Consider the following 16,163-nt stretch of genomic DNA (forward strand, 5'->3'; position numbering starts at 1 on the left):
AGGCCCTTCGTCGCCGTGGGCGGCGTCTCGCCCCGCTCGAGCGCCTCGATGCGCTGGCGGCGGGCGCTGCCGCCTTCTCCTCGCGCTCGAGCTTGGCCTTCTCCTTCGCCAGGCGCTCGGCGACCGCGGGGGTGAGCTCCGGCGCGGCCGGCGACGGCGTGGGCTGCTCGGTCGCAGCGGTCGCAGCGGTCGCCGCGGCCGGCGTGCTGGTGGCGTTCGCGGAGTCGGCGTGCGAGAGCTGCTCGAGGCGCGGCGGGGTCCTGCGGTTGCGGGCGGGCTTGGTGGTGGTGGCGGTGGGCATGGTGGTGTCGGTGGTGTCGGTGCGCATGTGGTGTTCGTGCTCCTGAGAGCGCCGCGGCGATCGCCGGCCCCGGCTTGCACGGGGCTGGGCCTGGGGGAGCTAGGTGGTGCGGAAGCGGGGCGCGGTCTGCCAGCGCTCGGCTGGCTGCAGGCGGCGCTGCTCCGCCGCGGCCCGCTCCTCGCGGGCGATCCGCAGGTCCTCGGCGGCGTCGCGCTGCCGCTCGACCCGCACAACCTCGCCGGCGGGCGTCAGGACCAGCGCCGGCCCCTCTCGCCGGGCGTAGGCCAGGGCGCTCGCCTCGTCGCCGTGGACGCCGCTGGCGCAGCGGGCGAGCTCGCGGCGGTCGCCCTGAAGGTCGACCTGGGCGGCGCGGTGGAGGCTGAAGCTCAGGTATGCGGTGGCGGGGGTCATCGGCGGTCCTCGGCGGCAGCGTCTCGCCGCCCGTCATGTATACGCTAGACGACCAGTCGTTAGTCGAATAATCGACAAGCCGAGGCCCTGCGCAAACTCACACATTTATCGGCTAGCCTTCTACTGCTCAGGTGGGCTAGGAAGTAGGGCGCCTGTGCCGCGAACGAGCCCAAACTCCGAACGAGAGCAGCGGATCCGCCAGGCCCTGGCCGCCGCCCTGCGCGAAGCCCGGGCGCGCTCGGGCCTGACCCAGGCGGAGCTGCAGCGCCGCCTCGCCGAGGCGCTCGGCGTCACCACCGTCGCCCCGACGACCGTGTCCAGGTACGAGCGCGCCGAGCTCGCGCCACCGTGGGGCACGCTCGACGCGTTGTGCGAGCTGCTGACGGGACGCGAGGACGCCCTGATCGACGCGCTTGCGCAGGCCCTCGCCGGTCACCCGCCGAAGTAGCCCAGCGCGAACAGCAGCAGCGCGAAGGCGCTGGTGGTCGTCAGCCACATCAGGACCGCCACGCGCGGTGGCATGCCCGGCATACCCGCTGGCGGCGGAGCTTCGCCGCCGAGCTCGACGAGTAGCTCGCGAAACTCCTGCGACGCGGTGGTCCTGCTCATGGCGCTGGGGCCGTGTAGAGAATCAGCGGCGGTCGACATCGCTACCTCCTCGTCGTGACGGGTCGTCGGCAGCCTGATCGATCGCCCGCCAGGTGCCAGAGGCGCCGCCGTGCTGCCGGATGGCCGCGTCGGCGACGCGGTCGATCGCGTTGAAAACGCCGGTGATGCCGTGCTTCTGGATCAGCGGGCCGAGCTCGGCCGCGATCCTGGTCTCGGGCAGCGCCCTCGGCGCTGACGCTCCTGGACGAGCCAGACCTGCTCGTCGCCATTGCCCGCGCGCGTAGATCAGCCACGGGGCCGCCAGCAGCGACACCGCGACCCACGTCAGGGCGCCGGGAGCTCGGTGCTGGTCGTCGTAGTGAATGCCGACCCGGAGCAGCAGCAAGCCGGTCACCAGCTGGACCACGGCGCCGAGCACGGGGACGAGCCACGTCCTCGGCGCCGGCGCCGGCGCCTCCTGGCCCGGAAGCTCTGGCGGTCCGTGCATCACCAGCCGATGTCCTGCAACCCCTCGGCCAGGCACTCGACGACGTCCCCAAGCACCGGGCCCGCGTTGATGACGACGACGATCTCGACGAACCGCTCGCCCTCCTTGTTCGGCTCGGTGGCGGTTATGTTGACCGCGGCGGTTCCGACCTGGCCCGGCAGGCAGGCGGCGAGCAGCTTGAAGACGACGACGAACTCTTGCACGAACACCCAACCCATGACTTACCTCCGTACGAATGTGAACGTTGTAACAGCAAAGATGTTGTAGAGCTTCGCGGCCGGCGCTGCGGGGATCGCCACAGTGAGGCCGAGCTCTTTGAAGTTGATGGCGCTAAAGGTGAATGTCAGGGCCGCCAGCGGGAGGCTCGACTTGACGTCGCTCTGGGCGTCAATGCCGATCGCTCCGGCGCTGTACGTCCCGCCCGCCCAGCGCCAACAGTTGCCTCGGTTCGTGTTGCTCGTCGTCTCGATGACGTGGATCTTGCTCTCGGCCTGCCAGACCACGTTCGCTGCCGGCATGACAAACCGGCCCACGAGGCCGTTCGCGCCGCTGGCGATTCCCTCGAGCACCGTCGTCTTGCGCCACTCGTACTGGGTCTCGCCCGTCGCCGAGATCTCCGGCTGCGACTGCGTGCGGAAGGTGTAGTTCCCAGAGAACGCCCCCCGCGGCTGCTGCTGCGTGACCATCTTCTCGACCGCCTGCGCGAGCTGATTGACCGCAGCCGAGTTGAGCGTGATCCCGGCGAGGACGATGACGTTGTTCGTCTCCTGCTGGGCGGCGTCGAACCACGCCGAATCGAGATCGGTGGGCGCTGTCCCGGTCACCGGGTCGCCGTTCGTCCACCCATGAACACCAGGACCAACTTGTCGACGGCCTTGCCGTCCGTGAGGATGATGACCGCCATAGCTACTCCACGAAGATGTTGCCGTCCTCGCCCGCGGCGACAGCTCGCCCGACAGGCCAGTCGGAACCCACCGCCCAAAGATCGGTGAATGAAAGGACCTGGCGCAGGACCCACGTCTTGCCCTCATCGAGCGACTGAATGATGGTGCCGCCGAAGCCGGCAGCCGTCCAGCGTCCGGAAGGAGAGCGATGTACGGCTCGCAGAGTCATCGTAGTGGGACTCGGGACCGGCTTCCACGAGAGGCCGCCGTCTTCGCTGATTCTGATGATGCCTCCGGCGCCGACCGCTACCACGGTCAGCAGCCAGGCGCTCACGCCGTACAGGTGCTCGCCCGCATTGACGGGGCCGATGATGCTCGCCCACGTTGAGCCGCTGTTCGTGGAACGCACAACCTGACCGTCGAAGCCGACCGCGACCATGGCGCCCTGGCACCGCGTGACGGCGTATAGATCGGCGGCCGTGGCGGAGACGACCACGCCCCACGTCGCCCCGGCGTCCGTGCTGCGGTAGCAGCCGCCGCTATCACCGACAGCGACGACGACCGCGTCCGCAGCATGACCACGCGAGACGCCGCGAACATCCTTCGCTATCGCCGCGCCGTTGCCGGCCGTCCAGTTCGCTCCGCCGTTGTCGGAGTAGAAGACGACGCCGGCGGTCCCCATGGCTACCAGTCTCGTGCCCTCGACGCCCGCGTGGCAGGCCGCGTAGAAGTCGTCGCCGGAGGGCATTAGCACACCTCCCATTCCGAGGCGCCCGGCTTCGCCCGGAGCAAGGCCGCATCCTCCCCGATTGCGACCGTGTACCCGTTCATGGTGCTAGCAATAGCGCGTATGAACTCGTCACCGTTCGTCACTCCAGCCTGTTGCCATAGAACGTGGACCTTGGGGAGCGTGTGGATCAGGGCTTGGTGATTGACGACGCACGCCAGCAGGGCATCGTCGAGGCCGCTCTCGATCACCAATGACCAGACGGCCTCCCACTCGTCCGAGAACAAGGGCGAGTTGCAGGTGTCGATGCACGATGTCGCCAGCGGGCTCTTCTCTAGCCACTGCAGCGGGTACATCAGGGCCTCGAGGACGGAGAGCCAGTACCCGAGCCCCTGGTCGTGGCCCGCCTGCGCAAGGAGTTTCGCTATGACGGCAGCTTGGCGCGCTTCGAGCGTGACCGGCTGCGCGCAATCCGGAAGTCCGAGCATTTCCTCCCAGTCAGGCAAGAGCTCGAACGTCGTGCTGGGGTCGAGCTCCCGCTCGAGGGCGGCAGCGCGAACTTCGACGCGCGACAGCTCCGCTCCGTGCGCAGCGATCAACGCCTTCTGGACCGGGTCCTCGCGGTCCCAGGCCCAACCGTTGGGAAGAAGAGCGGCTAAGGCCGGTTCGAGGCGCCGGTGCGTGCAGTCGCCCCAGCCCTCGGTAGCAGCGGCCTCGCTGGTGCCGTAGATGTTGACGAGCGCCACCGGTTACACGACCTCGGGCGTTGCAATGAGGCTCAGGTCCCCGATGTTGAACCGCGGCTGATCGCCCGGGGCGAAGGTCATGGGCTGCGGCGTGCCCCCGAGGTTCAACAGCGGCCCCGCGGCGAGGAGGTTCCCAGCGACCGCGGCGTCGAAGATGCCCCACCAGGTGACGCCGGTAGCACCGGCCGGCAGCGCGTCGAAGACGATGGCGACGTTGCTCTGTCGACGAATCTCTCCTCCACCGACGACGGTGAGCCACGCCGAGTGCGCCTTGCGCGAGTAACCTGGCGCGGTGAGCTCGGCGAAGCTCCCTGAGAGGAGATCTGCGGCCGTTGCGAGCGCGACGTAGCGGGTTGTCGCGGTCGGAAGGATGAGAGCCAGCCCTGCGGCGCTGAGAGCCACGCAGCGACCCTCGGAGGGGCATCCGGAGTGATTCAAGGCGCGATTGACGCGGGGTCGTTTTCGCGCCATTCTCCGCGCCACGTGATCGGCCTCCCCGTCACACGGCACATCGCCTCCGACGGCCCTGCCGTCGCGGAGACTCTCATGCGTCAGAAAATTTTCGCGGCCCTTGCCATCCTGTGTGCTTGTCCTGAACCCAGCACCGACACCGACACCGACCCCTCCACGGAAACCGAACCCAGTTCGACAACTGAGACCACGACCACGCCCACGACTGAGACCCCCACGACAACCGACCTGACGACCGGCGAACCGGCGCCCAGGGACAGGAAGGTCTTTGTCAGCGCAACGTCTGTTCACACGGATGACGGCATCGAGTCCGCGGACGCCGCGTGTGCCAAGGAGGCTCAGGAGGCCGGCCTAGACGAGGTTTACCTGGCATGGAGATCTGTCTCGGACCTCAGCGCGTCTCAGAGATTCGAGCCGATTGACGGCAAGGTCATCATGACCAACGGCGAAGTCGTTGCGGAGAGCTGGGCCGACCTTCTCAGCGGAAACCTGGTCGAGGCGCCGCATCGAGGCGCCCCACCCGGGCACATGGACTGGTGGGGCAGGCCTGTCTGGACAGGTACGGATCCAAGCGGAAACACGATACCCAACGGAACCTGCAATGATTGGAGCGACTCCTCTCGACGGGCCATGGGAGGAATCGGACTTGTTGGCGTGATCGAGAAATGGACCTTCAACCATCTCTATACGTGTAGAGCTTGGGCGCGGGTCTATTGTTTCTCGCAATGATCACACCGGCCACGTGATTTGCGTGTCCGGGTCGGCGAGCGTGAGCAGCTCGAACTTGTTGAGCGCCACGTCGCCCGCGGGGACGCTCAGCTTGTGGTCGACCTCGCCGGCGACGCTGCTGATCGCCTCGTTGAGCCAGCTCTTGTAGAACACCGCGCCGTCCACCCTGGGCGGCGCGGCCTTCGTGGCCAGCATGTTCCTCAACGCGTCGACGATCGCCGCCCGGACCTCGGGCGTGTTCGGCGTGAGCGAGCTGAACGTCAGGCTCAGCGGCTTGTCGATCGGCGCTTGGACGTACAGCGCCTTCAGGTGGAGCGGGGCCTTCTCGAGGATCTTCGCGGTGACGGCTGCGACCTCCGGCGCTCCGGGGAACGGGTCCGGCACGTCGCCGGACATGTCGTTGTCGCGCATGAACAGCACTGTGACGCGTCCGGGCTTGGGGACGTTGCCGAACTCCCACACCCGCGTCACGCCAGGCACCTCCTTTGCCCAGGACTCGTACGAGTTGGGGCCGCCGCCGTTCGGCGGGTCGGCCAGGCGCTCGAGCAGGCGGGTGAGCAGCTCGAGATCCGTCTCCTCGTCGGTGCCTCCGGTTAGTCCGTCCGGGTCCACGACCTGCGCCGTGCTTGAGACGCCGACCACGGGCGTCACCAGCGTCAGCGTCGTCCCGCCCGGCAGGTTGCCCGCCTGGCCGCCGGAGACGGCCCTGCATGGCACAGATACCTCGAGGGCGACGCCAGGAAATGGCGTGTCCGTGAGCACCTCGACCTCGACGTCGCCGACCTTCGCGCGCTGGCCCTTCTCCACGACCTGGCCCTCGACTTGGGTCCTGATGAAGCGAACCGGACCGGTTGCGCGGACCGACTCACGCTTGAATACCCCATACCGCGCTGCGTGTCGGCGCAGCTGCTCCGCCTCTGCGGTTTGAGGGAACGCGTTCGCGGCCACCTGTGAGAGGCGACCGTGAAGCCCGTGCGATACTCCCGCCTCGGCTTCACAGAACGCGCTCTCCGTGGTGCCAGGCAGGTTGGCGCCGTCGCTCTTCAACTCATAGTTGAAGTCACTGCGGCACCGGGCCCGGATCTTGGCCAGAGTCGGTCGATTAAAAGGCATTGTGCTTCACCTCCCACAACCGCCGGAACGACGGCAAAAGCGAGGACGGACGGACAATATCAATCTCGAGACCAAGCCAGCCTGCGCGCGGGCGCGAAGCGACGACCTGGATAGACTTCGCTATACCTCGCGCCTTGAGCCACACCAGCGATTCGAGCGCGATGTCCTCGGCTCGGCGGAGCGTGGCGAGCGTGGTCTTCTCCCGGGTTAGCAGCCAGAGCTTGGAGCCCATCTTCGGCGTGTCGGCCGGGCGAACTGAATCGGCGTGCGCCCACCATCCACGCTGTCGATCCAGCCCCGCAGTAGTTATTTCCGCGGGCGACGCCTCGGCATCGGTGAAGAGCGACAGGATGGCGAGCGTCTCTATGCCGCCGTCGCTGGCGAGCGTGCCGTCGTCGGCGAGCTGCAAGCGCGCGCGGCCAACCGAGTTGTCCCACTTGAGGCGCAGCACAGTCAGCCCTTCCCATAGACGTTGTCGGCACCCGTCGGCGCGAGCGGGCCGACCGGCGAGACGCCCGGAACCGCGGTGGGCTGGCTCACCGGGCCCACCGGCGCGGTCGGGTGGGTGTGCGTGTCGTAGGCGAGTTGCAGCGCCGCCAGGCGCGCGTCGACCTCCTCGGCGAGCGCGACATGCTTCACCGCGGTCTCGCCGCCGAGCAGCACCTTTGCCGCCGCGCCTGGCGTGATGACGATGTCGCCGCTCGGCTTCATGACGATGCTCGACTCGGCGGCGCCGGCGGCCCGCACCTCGACGCCGCCGTCCGCGAGCAGCTTGACCAGCTGCCCCTCGCGGCCGACATACAGCGCGGCCTCGCCGTCCTCGAGCTCCTGCAGGCGCGTCGTGCGATCGAACAGCAGCGCGACCCGGTGACCCGTCGCGCCTTGCACCGCCAACACGACCGCCTCGGCCTGCTTCGGCCGCGAGGTGAAGCCCGGCGGCGTGATGCACTCGACCTCCTCGAGGATGTCGTCCGCGGTGGCGGTAATCTGCGCGCGCTGCAGGCCGGACTCCTGGAGGACCCGGACGACGCCCCGCACGACGAGGCTCCGGAGGCGGAGACCCCACGGCCGCAGGCGCTCCTCGATCATCTGCTCAACCGTCTCACGCGTGATCGTCAAAACGAGAACCCTCCCCCTTGGGCTTCTTCCGCTTGGGCGGCACCTTCACGTCGTACGCCTCCGGCGGCGTCAGGGTGACCTGCGTACGCGTCCCGCCCGCCGAGTCGCGCGTCATGGTGACCTGCGTGACGAGGAACTCGCCGTCGATGCCGTATACGTCGTCCTCGACAGCGACGACGATGTTGGGTTCCCACACCGCGCGCGTGCTCCCAGCTTCGTTTCGGATTCTTGCGGTCCACGAGCACGTACTCCATCTGCAGCGACTTGCCCGCTCTGGTGTTGCGCTCCCACGTCGCGGCGAGCTGCAGGGGGTGCTTGATCGGTTCGCCCTCGACGAACTGCCCCTTCGTATTGCGCGGCTGCGTTTCCGTCTGCACGACGAGCGGGCGATGCCGCGGCACTGCATCGTCGCGCACCTCGTATTTGATCGCCACTGCCTCTCCGAACGTCTCGTCGTCCGCGGCGAGCTGGGCCTTGAATACGTAGTCGCTGAAGCGCTGCGCCATCGAGCGGCGCACGTGCGCCGACGCGATATTGATGCCGCGGGCGATGAGCACGTCGGGGTAATGCAGCAAGCCAGTTCGCGTGAATCTGATGCTCCCGTCCGGGTAGCTGCAGAGCCGCGCGCCATTCAATCGCGCGAGTCGATCGAGTACGTCGAAGACCGTCTCGCCGTCTTCGATCTTGAAGTAGCCCTCCTCGCCGAGGGTACCGGTTGCGATCTCCAGGTCGACGCTGATGCCGAACGGCTTGCAGATGTCGCGGGCGATCTCGAGGCCCGAACGCTTGCGCCACGGCTTGTGGATCGCGGAGCAGTCGACGAGGTCTCCAGCGCGGGACCGGCCGGACACCGAGAGCGACGACGATGTGCTGGTGTCGCTCAGGTCCACGTCGTCGATGTAGCCGGAGATCAGCTTCTCGCCGCGGTAGATGACCTCGCACGCAGCGCCCTCAACAATCTCCGCCGAGCTCGCCCTGCTCGTCGAGATCGCCAAGTCGAACGTGTCCGCCAGCTGGTCCAGGGCGCGGATGATCTGCACCGAGGTCCAGCCCGACAGGTCGCGACCGTCGACCCGCAGCACCAGGTCGTCCTCAGCCAAGGAGCACCTCGAGTGGTTGGCCGCCGCCAAGGAGCACCTCGAGTGGTTGGCCGCCGGCGACTGCGTTGGGATCGTCGACGCGGTTGCGCCCGACGATCTCGAGGTCGCGCGTCGGGTCGCCGTAGATCCAGAACGCGATCAACAGCGCGGGCAGCGACGCCGGCGGCGTGTAGGTCGTGATCGTCGGGAGGTCCTGTGCAGCGGCTTGCAGCTGCACGTCGAGGGCGGCTCTCAGGTCCGTGAGCGCGCTGTGAAGCGCGTCGCTGGCACCCGGTCTAGCATCAGCGCGTCGATGTCGTCGCCGAGGTCGTCGAGGATCTTGGCGACGTCAGCCGTCGACTCGAGTGGAAGCGAGAGGAACAGCTCCGCGTAGGTGGCGACCGCTGCGGCCCGGAAAGCCCGCTGCATGACGCGCTCAGCGTCGAGGACAACCTGGTCGACCTCGACGCCATCGTAGGGCGGCGGGGTCTCCAAGAACGTCGCCTGCAGCGCCGCAGATGCCTGCAGCGCCACGTCGATCCGTACGCGCTTCTCTCCGCCGGGGAACGGGGCGTCATCAGCGTCCGCGCTGACCCGGACCACCGCCGCGAGCGCGGCAAGCAGCCCGCGCACCTGGGACATGATTGAGCTCGGCAGCCCCGCGAGCTCGTTGCGGGCTTCCTTCAGATCGGCAAGAGCGTGGACGAGGTCGTCGGCACCAGCGAGCGCGCCAAGCGTCCGCCGCCGGACACTCTGCATGGCGTCGGAGATCTTGCCGATCGCGTCCGACACCGCGCCGACGATGCCGGGCTTGGCAAGCTTCTGCACAAGCTCCGCGTCCGCAGCGGCGACGACCGCCGCGACGGCGACGGTGAGCCCGGCAGCCGGGCTCTGGGTGATGCGCATGTCTGTGCCGCCAGCGACGCCGGCCTCGACGACCGTGAAGCTGAAGCGTGCCGCGCCGCCTTCACCAACCGTTTCGCTCAGCTGGTAGCCGCCGTCGAGGCGGACCGCGCCCCGGTCGCCCTGCCAGGGGTGGATGAACTTGTGCGGGCCGGCCGACTCGAGCACCTCGAGCAGGGCGTCGCGCGCGCGCATGTACTCGTCGCCGACGACGACCGCCTCGACCTGCCAACGACGCGCCGAGCGGCCCATGTCCTCGCTCCCTGGCTCGTCTGCGTCGGGAAACTCGGTGATGACCGTGCGGCGCCCGCCGGATCCGCTGATGGATGCGACGAAGAAAGGCGCCCCGCCGAGCGAAGCGTCGAGCATGTCGTCGCGCCACGGCATCAGCGCTGCCTCCCGGTGCCAGTGCGCACGCGGAAGCCGGGGTCGCCCTTCGTCTCCAGCTTCTGTTGCACGACCTCGCCCTGGCCATTCACCGTGATCTTCAGCTCGCCGTCGAACTTCGAGCTCGATGGCTCCTCGCCTTCACGGATCAAGGGGGCGCCGTTCGCCGCCGGCGCGCCGGTAGCCGCGCCGATCCAGCCGCCGACGGGGCCGATGTGGGCGCTGATCTTGCCCGCGCTCGCGCTCAGCTCGCGCTGCTGCTTCAGCGTGTCGCCGGCAAGCGCCCCGATGCCACCGCCGAGCGCCTGAAGTTGGCGCAGCTGCTCGGGTGACATGCCGGCGAGCTGTCCCTGCTGCGCCGCCGCGCGGGCGCTGTCGTAGGTCTCCTGCATCAGCAGCGTGTCCTTGATCTGCCGAACCTGGTCACCGGCCCACTCGAGCTTGTCGACGATCCAGGCGATCGCCACCTTGAACCCGGCGGTCACGCTGTCCCAAAGGCCAGAGAAAAACTCGCTGATCGGCTCCCAATATTCATAGATCAGAAGCGCCGCGGTGAGCAGCGCGCCGACCGGGTTCGACGCGATGGCGGTCTTGATCGCCTTCATCGACCCCACGACGCCCAGCTTCATGATGTGCATCTCGGCGGTGAGCAGCTTCGCCCCCTTCACGGCGAGCGCCCAGGCCCAGGTCAGACCTCCCCAGATCGTGATGAGCGCGGAGACGCCAGAGATGATCGGCGCGACGACGAGGCCGAGGCTGCCAAGGACGCCGAGCAAGAGGCCCAGCGATCGGACCAGCGTCGGGTTCTCCTTCGCCCAGGTCGTCACCGTGATGATTAGCTCCTTGGACCACTTCAGCAGCTCGGTGAACTCGGGGATGACCTTCTCGCCGACGGTGAGCTGCAGCTCCTCGAACGCGCTGTCGAGCTCCTTGCTGGCGCCTGCAGCGTTTCGGTTCATCTCCGCGGCGACCTGGGCTGCGGTGCCGGCGGACTTCTTGTTCATCTCGACCAGCGCCTGCAGCTCGCCGGTGCCTGCCTGCTTCATCAGGATCGCCAGGGCCTCTTTGTCTCCGCCCATTCCGACCAGGCCCTGCATCCACCTGTCGCGCCGCACGCCCCCCTTGCCCTTGCCGAACTTCTTGTCGGCGGCGCGCTCCGCTTCGGCGAGCAGCTCGATGATCGGACGGAGGTTACCCTGCTTGTCCTTGATGTTGATCCCGAGCGCTGCCAGGGCGCCCTTCTGCTTCTTCATGCCGCTCTGGAAGTTGCCGAGCACCGACGCGAGCCCGGTGCCAGCGACAGAGCCGCGCTTGCCGGCATTACCGAGAGCACCAATCATCCCGAGCGTCGTCTCGAGGTCAATGTTTGCCTTCGCGGCGGTGACGCCCGAGTACTTGAGGGCTTCTCCGAGGTCGAGTAGGCCCGTGGCGGTCCCGTTGGCCGTCTTGACCAGCACGTCGCCGATGCGGCCCATGTCGGCGGCGCCGAGGCCGAACTGATTCATCGCAGCCGTCTGGATGTCGGCGGCGTTCTCGATGCTCTCGCGCGTGGCCGCGGCGGTGTTCAGGATGCCAGGCATCGCCTTCATGATGTCCTGGGCCTTCTGCAGGTCCTCACCGCTGAAGTTCTTCGCCAGGATGTCCATCCCGGCGGCGGCCTCGCTGGCGCTGTACTTCGTGTCGGACCCGAGGCGGCGCGCGGTAGCGGCGAGGTCGACCATCGCCGCATCCATCAGACGCACCTGGCTCGCGTCGAGCGTCTTCGTCAGGTCGAACGTCGAGGCCTTCACGCTCGACATCTGCTCCTGGAAGTCCTTGAACTTGTCGACCGGCCCCTTGATCGCGCTGAGTACGGAGGTCCCGAAGCCCTTCACCGCGTCGGCGCTGTGCTTCATGTTCGAGGCGAGCTCGAAGGACTTCGCCGCCCGCTTGCCGGTCTTCTCGACGTCGCCGACGCCCTTGATCACGCGCTTGATCGGACCGGTGACCCGGTCCACCAGGCGGACGATGAGGGAGGTGGTGAGCGTCGTCGAGGACATCAGGTCTGCTGCTTGGGAAGGTGCGGCGAGATGGTGCTCCACCACCACCGCAGTTGGTCACCGTCGAGCTCTTCGAGGTCTTGCGGACGCCAGCCGCAGTGGACCGCGAGGTGGCCTAGGCAGCGGCGCCAGTCCTCCGGCGCCGCTTGAAAAAACGCATGCCCGCGTTCAGGGTGAGCAGATCCTCCTCGTCGAGCTCGTTCAGCTCCTTCATCGAGCGGTTCGTGACGGCCGCGATGAGCGCCTGGGCCTTGGCGATGTCCCCCTCGTGCCGGTCCATCTCGCGCAAGTGCTTGAACTTGGGCCTTCGCAGGACGAGCGCATGGATCTTCTCGGTGCCACTCTGCAACGGAAAGAGCAGGGTGACCTCGAGCGTCTGGTCGTCGTTCACCGCGACCTGCTCGTGCTCGCCGCGCTCGATTCTCTGCAGAGCGTCGAGCTCTTCTTCCTCGTCGTCGCTCGCTCGCTTCAAGTCGGCGATCTTCTCGAGGATCTGCTCCTCGCTCGCGTCCTCCGAGAGGCCGAGCCCCTTGATGATCTTGGTGATGTTCACGTCGGTCCTTTCTGCTGCTTCGCGGTAGGGGGTCATCGCTCAGATCTCCTCCCACTCCGGCCCGGCCAGCTCGACGCTGATCGATCCGTCGCCGTCCGACAGCTCGAAGGCGTTCGTGGTGTACGCGCCCGCCATCTGGAACGTCTCCCCGCTGTCGAACTCGGCGACCAGCGTGACGTTCTTCCATGACCGGATCTCCGCCACCGTGATCCCGCCCTCGCCGCCGTGGGCGACCTTGATAGTCGCGCCGCCCGCCTCCGAATCCTCGGTGTAATGCACGCCGGCCCTGCCGTTGACCTTGAGGGGGACGCGGGTCTTGCCGCCGAACTTGATGGTGCCGCCGGGCAAGGCGTCGGCGGCCTTCCCGTTGATCTTGTAGACAATGTTGAATGTCTTTTGGGCCATGTCCTTCGAGATCCTCTCAGAGCTTGAAGCCCATCCTCGCCGCGGTGACGCGCAGCTGGTTGATGAGGTCGGGCGGAAGGAAGATGTCGAGCTGGTTCGGGTTGTTGGCGTTGCGTTCGACGATGAGCTGAGCCTTGAACTGCGCCTTGTTCTCGACGAGCCCGTCTCGCTCCCACTCGTCGAACAGCGCAAGAATCTCGCCGCGGGCGAGCTTCGGCGTGACGACGACCTGCCCCGCGCCGAATGTGGTGCCGTCATTGGCGAGCTTGGCCTGCGGGTATTTGAGCTGGAAACGAGCTTTGAGCGAGTGCCGCAGGTACGCGAGCGTCCGCATCGTCTCGATGTCGTGATAGCTCGGGTCCGCGATGCCGTTCTTGGTCTGGTACGTGCAGACCAGGCGCTCGAGGAAACACTCGCCAGTCTCGACGTAGTAGGTCGACATCCCGTCGAGCAACAGCAGATTGCGCTGCAGCGAATCGAACCTGTCGCCGACGAGGGGAGGGAGCATCCCAGGCAGCTTGACGTTCTGCCGAGGGCGTGCCGGATCGTTCTCGGCGGCCTCGACGCCGGCGAGGATGGCGGCGCATACCCACGGCGGAGTCGGCGACAGGGAGGTGGCGAGGACGTTGGAGAAGGGGCTGTTACGGCCGTTGCCGTACGTCTGGCTCGCAGCGTACGTGTCCCGCAGGGCGGCGAGCCCCTGGCCCGGCTTGGCGACCATCGGTCCGTACCGGGTCTCCAGCTCGGCCTCGAGGATGTCCATATTCCCATCGTCCGTGTAGGGCGTGACGATCGAGTAGTAGTACTCGCCGCCGAGCGCGGCGAGGGCATCGGTGACGTCGGGATCGGTGGTGCCGCCGGAGAATGCGGTGATCGCCAGGGTGACGCCGGCGGGGAGCTTCTGGCCGGCGTAGTAGCTGTGGACGATGCTGAGGCTGTTCCCCGACGCGCCCTTGTGGCGCGCGGCGTTCGTGACGACGTTGAGCGCCACGGACGACGAGAACGGCAGATCGACGTCCGTGTCGAAGGCCGCTTTGATGGACGCGGCGATGGTGTTCTGCACATCGCCCTTCGCGACGGGGGCGTTGATGCGGCGCCCGCCGGCGATGAGAGGATCGAGCCCGCCTCGGTGGCGGTGCCGGTCACCGTGATCGTGTTCGTGGCGGCGACGCCGGCGGCGTCCTCGTCGAGGGCGACGGCGTACAGCTCGCCGCTCGGGTTCGCGTTCTTGAACCCCTCGCACATGTGCGCGAGCTGCGAGCCATGACCGAAGTAGCCCGCGCCGTCGCTCGGACCGGTGATTGGCGTCACGATCTGCTGGGCGACGGTACCGGTCGAGCGGCGGGTGCCGACGAGGAGAATCGGTTTGCGGAGCGCCGGCGTGCCCTGCACGGCTCCGGAGTTGTCGACCTCGACGTAGGTCCCTGGGACCTGCCAGTTGACCGGGATCAAGTTGAACTGGATCGGCATGCTGCGGCTCCTCTCAGACCTCGGTCGCGTCGGCCGGGTCGGTGGTCAGTGGTTCGGCTGTCGACTCGATGGTCGACGAGGCCGGGGCGTCGTCGACCTGCAGGGCCTCGACGTCGCCCGACTTCTTCAGTCGGTGCCAGAAGACGCTGAGTCGACCCGTCACGACGATGCCCTCGGCAGGCACCGGCTGGCCGGTCAGTGGGTCGCGCAGCTTGAGGCCGGCGCGCGGGACGATGAGGGTCTTGACGGTCATGGCTTTACCTCGATGTGATCGACGGCATCGACCGCGGGCGTCGAACCGTCCTGCAGCTCCCACGTGGCGTGGAGCGTCGTGAAGTCGTCGAGCTCCACCGGCGGGTCATCGCTGGTGAGTGCGAGCTCCTGCGCCCAGGTGATCGCCCAGAGCGCGAGGTCGTGATTGTCCGCGTCGGTCGCGTACTTGTTCCGCGACCTGACGTCGGTTGGGGGCTTCTCGAGCTCGGGGTTGTCCCAGACCTTCGCCTTGATGATGACCTTGAGCGCGCGGCCGGCGATGCGCGCGATCTGTCGCGGGCGATCACCAGGCGTCGGCTGGCCGGCGGCCCGCTCCTGGACCGCGAGCACGACGCCGAAGAGGCCCACGGACTTGGCCTTGCCGCCCTGTTCGATGCCGTTGTCGGTGCCGCCGCAGAAGATGAACGCGGCGGGGAGCGGGCGAGCGCGGCGGCGCTTGTCGGCGAGGTCGATGCGACCGCCGGCGATCTCCACGGTCTTCAGCTCGGGCAGCGCCTGCTCGAGCTTGGCCTTGATCGACTCGAGGATGGTGTCCAGGCTCACCGGAACATCTCCTCCTCGAGGAAGTCGAAGACGAGCGCGAGCACGTCGGCGACGTTGGCCTTCGAGAGGCCGATGTAGGGCCGCGCGGGGATGCCAGCGTCCTCGTCGCCCAACTGGTGACGGCGGGCGTAGACGATGCCCGAGCCGACGACGACCTCCTCGGTCGCGGCACTGTATTCGATCGAGTCGATCAGGTCTCCGTCGAGCTCGAGCAACCCGCCCTTCGGTGGCCGGCTCGCGGCGTACGCCGTTGACCACTCGTGCCATTCCGAGCCGTCCGGCGCCTCCTTCTCGTCGCTGAGGCGCCTCCTGGTCTGGCTCTCGAGCTCGGAGCCCACGGCCTCGAACAGCAGCTTGGTCTGCGCGTCGGGCAGGCGTCCGAACAGGTCCTGCATGCGTCGGCGCCGGCCAGCGTGGCGGCGACCGAGGCGGTCGTGACCGACGATGTCGGACACGTTGAACGACAGCTCGCCCGCGCCAGTCGTCACAGGATCCCTCCGAGCTTCTCGCGGGTGAACTCGCGGGCGGCGGCGACGACCTTGATGCCGTTCGCCGAGGTCTTCGCCTCCGGCTCTGGGGCGCCGTCGAGGACGGCCTTGCCGGCGGCGACCTTGTCGAGCCAGAGCAACGCGTCCTCGTAGCGCTGCCGCTTCTCCTCGGTGAGCGGGCCCGTGTCCTGGGACATCCGGTACAGCGCGATGTCCCCGGCGTACGCGACCAGGACCTCGGGCACGACCTGCAACGGCAGCTTGTACTTGACCCCGATCCTCGAGTTGATCAGGCCGTCCGCATGCGCCAGCGCCCGCGCGACCACGTCCGGGTCGCTGACACCGTCGTGGTCGCGGTCCGACGAGACGAGGACCTCGTCGGCGCCGAACTGGTCGGTGAGCGTCTGGAGCGTCGCGTAGGTCATC

25 protein-coding genes and 2 pseudogenes are annotated in these 16,163 nt (G+C 67.8%); 3 read left to right on the top strand and 24 right to left on the bottom strand.

The genetic code is table 11. The features are described 5' to 3' along the window. Window positions 1-328, bottom strand: a pseudogene (locus tag OV079_RS00005) (hypothetical protein); the annotation flags it as partial. A 72-nt stretch (window positions 329-400) separates the two neighbouring features. Further along, window positions 401-712: a hypothetical protein gene (locus OV079_RS00010; RefSeq protein WP_267765500.1), complete on the bottom strand. Its 312-nt coding sequence runs from the start codon at window positions 710-712 to the stop codon at window positions 401-403. A 154-nt stretch (window positions 713-866) separates the two neighbouring features. On the opposite strand from OV079_RS00010, the gene OV079_RS00015 reads away from it, so the two are divergent. Continuing rightward, complete coding sequence (locus OV079_RS00015; RefSeq protein ID WP_267765501.1) at window positions 867-1,160, top strand: helix-turn-helix domain-containing protein; 294 nt, start codon at window positions 867-869, stop codon at window positions 1,158-1,160. Here OV079_RS00015 and OV079_RS00020 read toward each other — a convergent pair. The 7 genes from OV079_RS00020 to OV079_RS00050 all read right to left on the bottom strand — a co-directional run bounded on the left by OV079_RS00020 (window position 1,145) and on the right by OV079_RS00050 (window position 4,567). After that, on the bottom strand, window positions 1,145-1,321 hold the full coding sequence (locus tag OV079_RS00020; RefSeq protein ID WP_267765502.1) for a hypothetical protein: 177 nt from the start codon (window positions 1,319-1,321) through the stop codon (window positions 1,145-1,147). The genes OV079_RS00015 and OV079_RS00020 overlap by 16 nt on opposite strands. Before the next feature lie 22 nt (window positions 1,322-1,343). Continuing rightward, window positions 1,344-1,808, bottom strand: coding sequence for a hypothetical protein (locus OV079_RS00025; RefSeq protein WP_267765503.1), 465 nt, complete (start codon window positions 1,806-1,808; stop codon window positions 1,344-1,346). Beyond that, on the bottom strand, window positions 1,808-2,026 hold the full coding sequence (locus OV079_RS00030) for a hypothetical protein (RefSeq protein WP_267765504.1): 219 nt from the start codon (window positions 2,024-2,026) through the stop codon (window positions 1,808-1,810). The genes OV079_RS00025 and OV079_RS00030 overlap by 1 nt, the downstream gene beginning before the upstream one ends. A gap of 3 nt (window positions 2,027-2,029) precedes the next feature. Next, the gene (locus OV079_RS00035) at window positions 2,030-2,632 is read right to left on the bottom strand and encodes a hypothetical protein (RefSeq protein WP_267765505.1); all 603 of its coding nucleotides are present in this window, start codon (window positions 2,630-2,632) and stop codon (window positions 2,030-2,032) included. 82 nt (window positions 2,633-2,714) lie between these two features. Continuing rightward, window positions 2,715-3,440: a WD40/YVTN/BNR-like repeat-containing protein gene (locus OV079_RS00040; protein WP_267765506.1), complete on the bottom strand. Its 726-nt coding sequence runs from the start codon at window positions 3,438-3,440 to the stop codon at window positions 2,715-2,717. Continuing rightward, window positions 3,440-4,165, bottom strand: coding sequence for a putative phage tail protein (locus OV079_RS00045; RefSeq protein ID WP_267765507.1), 726 nt, complete (start codon window positions 4,163-4,165; stop codon window positions 3,440-3,442). The genes OV079_RS00040 and OV079_RS00045 overlap by 1 nt, the downstream gene beginning before the upstream one ends. 3 nt (window positions 4,166-4,168) lie before the next feature. Next, window positions 4,169-4,567 (bottom strand): phage tail fiber protein, encoded by a 399-nt coding sequence (locus OV079_RS00050; RefSeq protein ID WP_267765508.1) that lies wholly within the window; start codon window positions 4,565-4,567, stop codon window positions 4,169-4,171. A gap of 81 nt (window positions 4,568-4,648) precedes the next feature. Between OV079_RS00050 and OV079_RS00055 the strand changes: the two genes are divergently transcribed. Continuing rightward, entirely contained in the window at window positions 4,649-5,365 is a 717-nt protein-coding gene (locus OV079_RS00055; protein ID WP_267765509.1) for a hypothetical protein, read from the top strand. On the opposite strand, the gene OV079_RS00060 is transcribed toward OV079_RS00055, so the two are convergent. The 11 genes and pseudogenes from OV079_RS00060 to OV079_RS00105 all read right to left on the bottom strand — a co-directional run bounded on the left by OV079_RS00060 (window position 5,366) and on the right by OV079_RS00105 (window position 14,026). Continuing rightward, window positions 5,366-6,412, bottom strand: coding sequence for a baseplate J/gp47 family protein (locus OV079_RS00060; RefSeq protein WP_267765510.1), 1,047 nt, complete (start codon window positions 6,410-6,412; stop codon window positions 5,366-5,368). 55 nt (window positions 6,413-6,467) lie between these two features. Then, window positions 6,468-6,929, bottom strand: a complete 462-nt coding sequence (locus OV079_RS00065; protein WP_267765511.1) for a phage GP46 family protein — start codon at window positions 6,927-6,929, stop codon at window positions 6,468-6,470. A 2-nt stretch (window positions 6,930-6,931) separates the two neighbouring features. Then, window positions 6,932-7,597, bottom strand: a complete 666-nt coding sequence (locus OV079_RS00070) for a phage baseplate assembly protein domain-containing protein (protein ID WP_267765512.1) — start codon at window positions 7,595-7,597, stop codon at window positions 6,932-6,934. Beyond that, window positions 7,581-8,228: a phage baseplate assembly protein gene (locus OV079_RS56985; protein ID WP_420829386.1), complete on the bottom strand. Its 648-nt coding sequence runs from the start codon at window positions 8,226-8,228 to the stop codon at window positions 7,581-7,583. Before OV079_RS56985 ends, OV079_RS00070 begins: the two co-directional genes overlap by 17 nt. Next, window positions 8,191-8,679 (bottom strand): annotated as a pseudogene (locus OV079_RS56990) (phage baseplate assembly protein); the annotation flags it as partial. The pseudogene OV079_RS56990 and the gene OV079_RS56985, both read right to left, overlap by 38 nt. A 10-nt stretch (window positions 8,680-8,689) precedes the next feature. Further along, window positions 8,690-8,914, bottom strand: a complete 225-nt coding sequence (locus tag OV079_RS00080; RefSeq protein WP_267765514.1) for a hypothetical protein — start codon at window positions 8,912-8,914, stop codon at window positions 8,690-8,692. A 14-nt stretch (window positions 8,915-8,928) separates the two neighbouring features. After that, window positions 8,929-9,966: a DNA circularization N-terminal domain-containing protein gene (locus tag OV079_RS00085; protein ID WP_267765515.1), complete on the bottom strand. Its 1,038-nt coding sequence runs from the start codon at window positions 9,964-9,966 to the stop codon at window positions 8,929-8,931. After that, window positions 9,966-12,047 (bottom strand): phage tail tape measure protein, encoded by a 2,082-nt coding sequence (locus tag OV079_RS00090; RefSeq protein WP_267765516.1) that lies wholly within the window; start codon window positions 12,045-12,047, stop codon window positions 9,966-9,968. The genes OV079_RS00085 and OV079_RS00090 overlap by 1 nt, the downstream gene beginning before the upstream one ends. A gap of 73 nt (window positions 12,048-12,120) precedes the next feature. Next, on the bottom strand, window positions 12,121-12,594 hold the full coding sequence (locus OV079_RS00095) for a phage tail assembly protein (protein ID WP_267765517.1): 474 nt from the start codon (window positions 12,592-12,594) through the stop codon (window positions 12,121-12,123). A gap of 3 nt (window positions 12,595-12,597) precedes the next feature. Then, window positions 12,598-12,963, bottom strand: a complete 366-nt coding sequence (locus OV079_RS00100) for a phage tail tube protein (RefSeq protein WP_267765518.1) — start codon at window positions 12,961-12,963, stop codon at window positions 12,598-12,600. A 16-nt stretch (window positions 12,964-12,979) separates the two neighbouring features. Continuing rightward, the gene (locus OV079_RS00105; RefSeq protein ID WP_267765519.1) at window positions 12,980-14,026 is read right to left on the bottom strand and encodes a phage tail sheath C-terminal domain-containing protein; all 1,047 of its coding nucleotides are present in this window, start codon (window positions 14,024-14,026) and stop codon (window positions 12,980-12,982) included. Window positions 14,027-14,092: 66 nt separating this feature from the next. Here OV079_RS00105 and OV079_RS00110 point away from each other — a divergent pair, with 66 nt between their 5' ends. Further along, window positions 14,093-14,230: a hypothetical protein gene (locus OV079_RS00110; RefSeq protein WP_267765520.1), complete on the top strand. Its 138-nt coding sequence runs from the start codon at window positions 14,093-14,095 to the stop codon at window positions 14,228-14,230. 216 nt (window positions 14,231-14,446) lie between these two features. Here the strand turns inward: OV079_RS00110 and OV079_RS00115 are convergent, their stop codons facing one another. Genes OV079_RS00115 through OV079_RS00130 form a run of 4 tightly spaced genes read right to left on the bottom strand, consistent with a single transcriptional unit; the run spans window position 14,447 to window position 16,162 of the window. After that, the gene (locus OV079_RS00115; RefSeq protein WP_267765521.1) at window positions 14,447-14,686 is read right to left on the bottom strand and encodes a DUF2635 domain-containing protein; all 240 of its coding nucleotides are present in this window, start codon (window positions 14,684-14,686) and stop codon (window positions 14,447-14,449) included. Continuing rightward, entirely contained in the window at window positions 14,683-15,249 is a 567-nt protein-coding gene (locus OV079_RS00120; protein WP_267765522.1) for a hypothetical protein, read from the bottom strand. The genes OV079_RS00115 and OV079_RS00120 overlap by 4 nt, the downstream gene beginning before the upstream one ends. Beyond that, a complete protein-coding gene (locus OV079_RS00125; RefSeq protein WP_267765523.1) occupies window positions 15,246-15,737 on the bottom strand; it encodes a phage virion morphogenesis protein in 492 nt (163 codons plus the stop codon). The genes OV079_RS00120 and OV079_RS00125 overlap by 4 nt, the downstream gene beginning before the upstream one ends. Then, the gene (locus OV079_RS00130) at window positions 15,734-16,162 is read right to left on the bottom strand and encodes a gp436 family protein (RefSeq protein WP_267765524.1); all 429 of its coding nucleotides are present in this window, start codon (window positions 16,160-16,162) and stop codon (window positions 15,734-15,736) included. Before OV079_RS00130 ends, OV079_RS00125 begins: the two co-directional genes overlap by 4 nt. Window position 16,163: the final 1 nt, after the last annotated feature.

Source organism: Nannocystis pusilla (assembly GCF_026626665.1).
In the GTDB taxonomy this organism is placed as follows: domain Bacteria; phylum Myxococcota_A; class Polyangia; order Nannocystales; family Nannocystaceae; genus Nannocystis; species Nannocystis pusilla.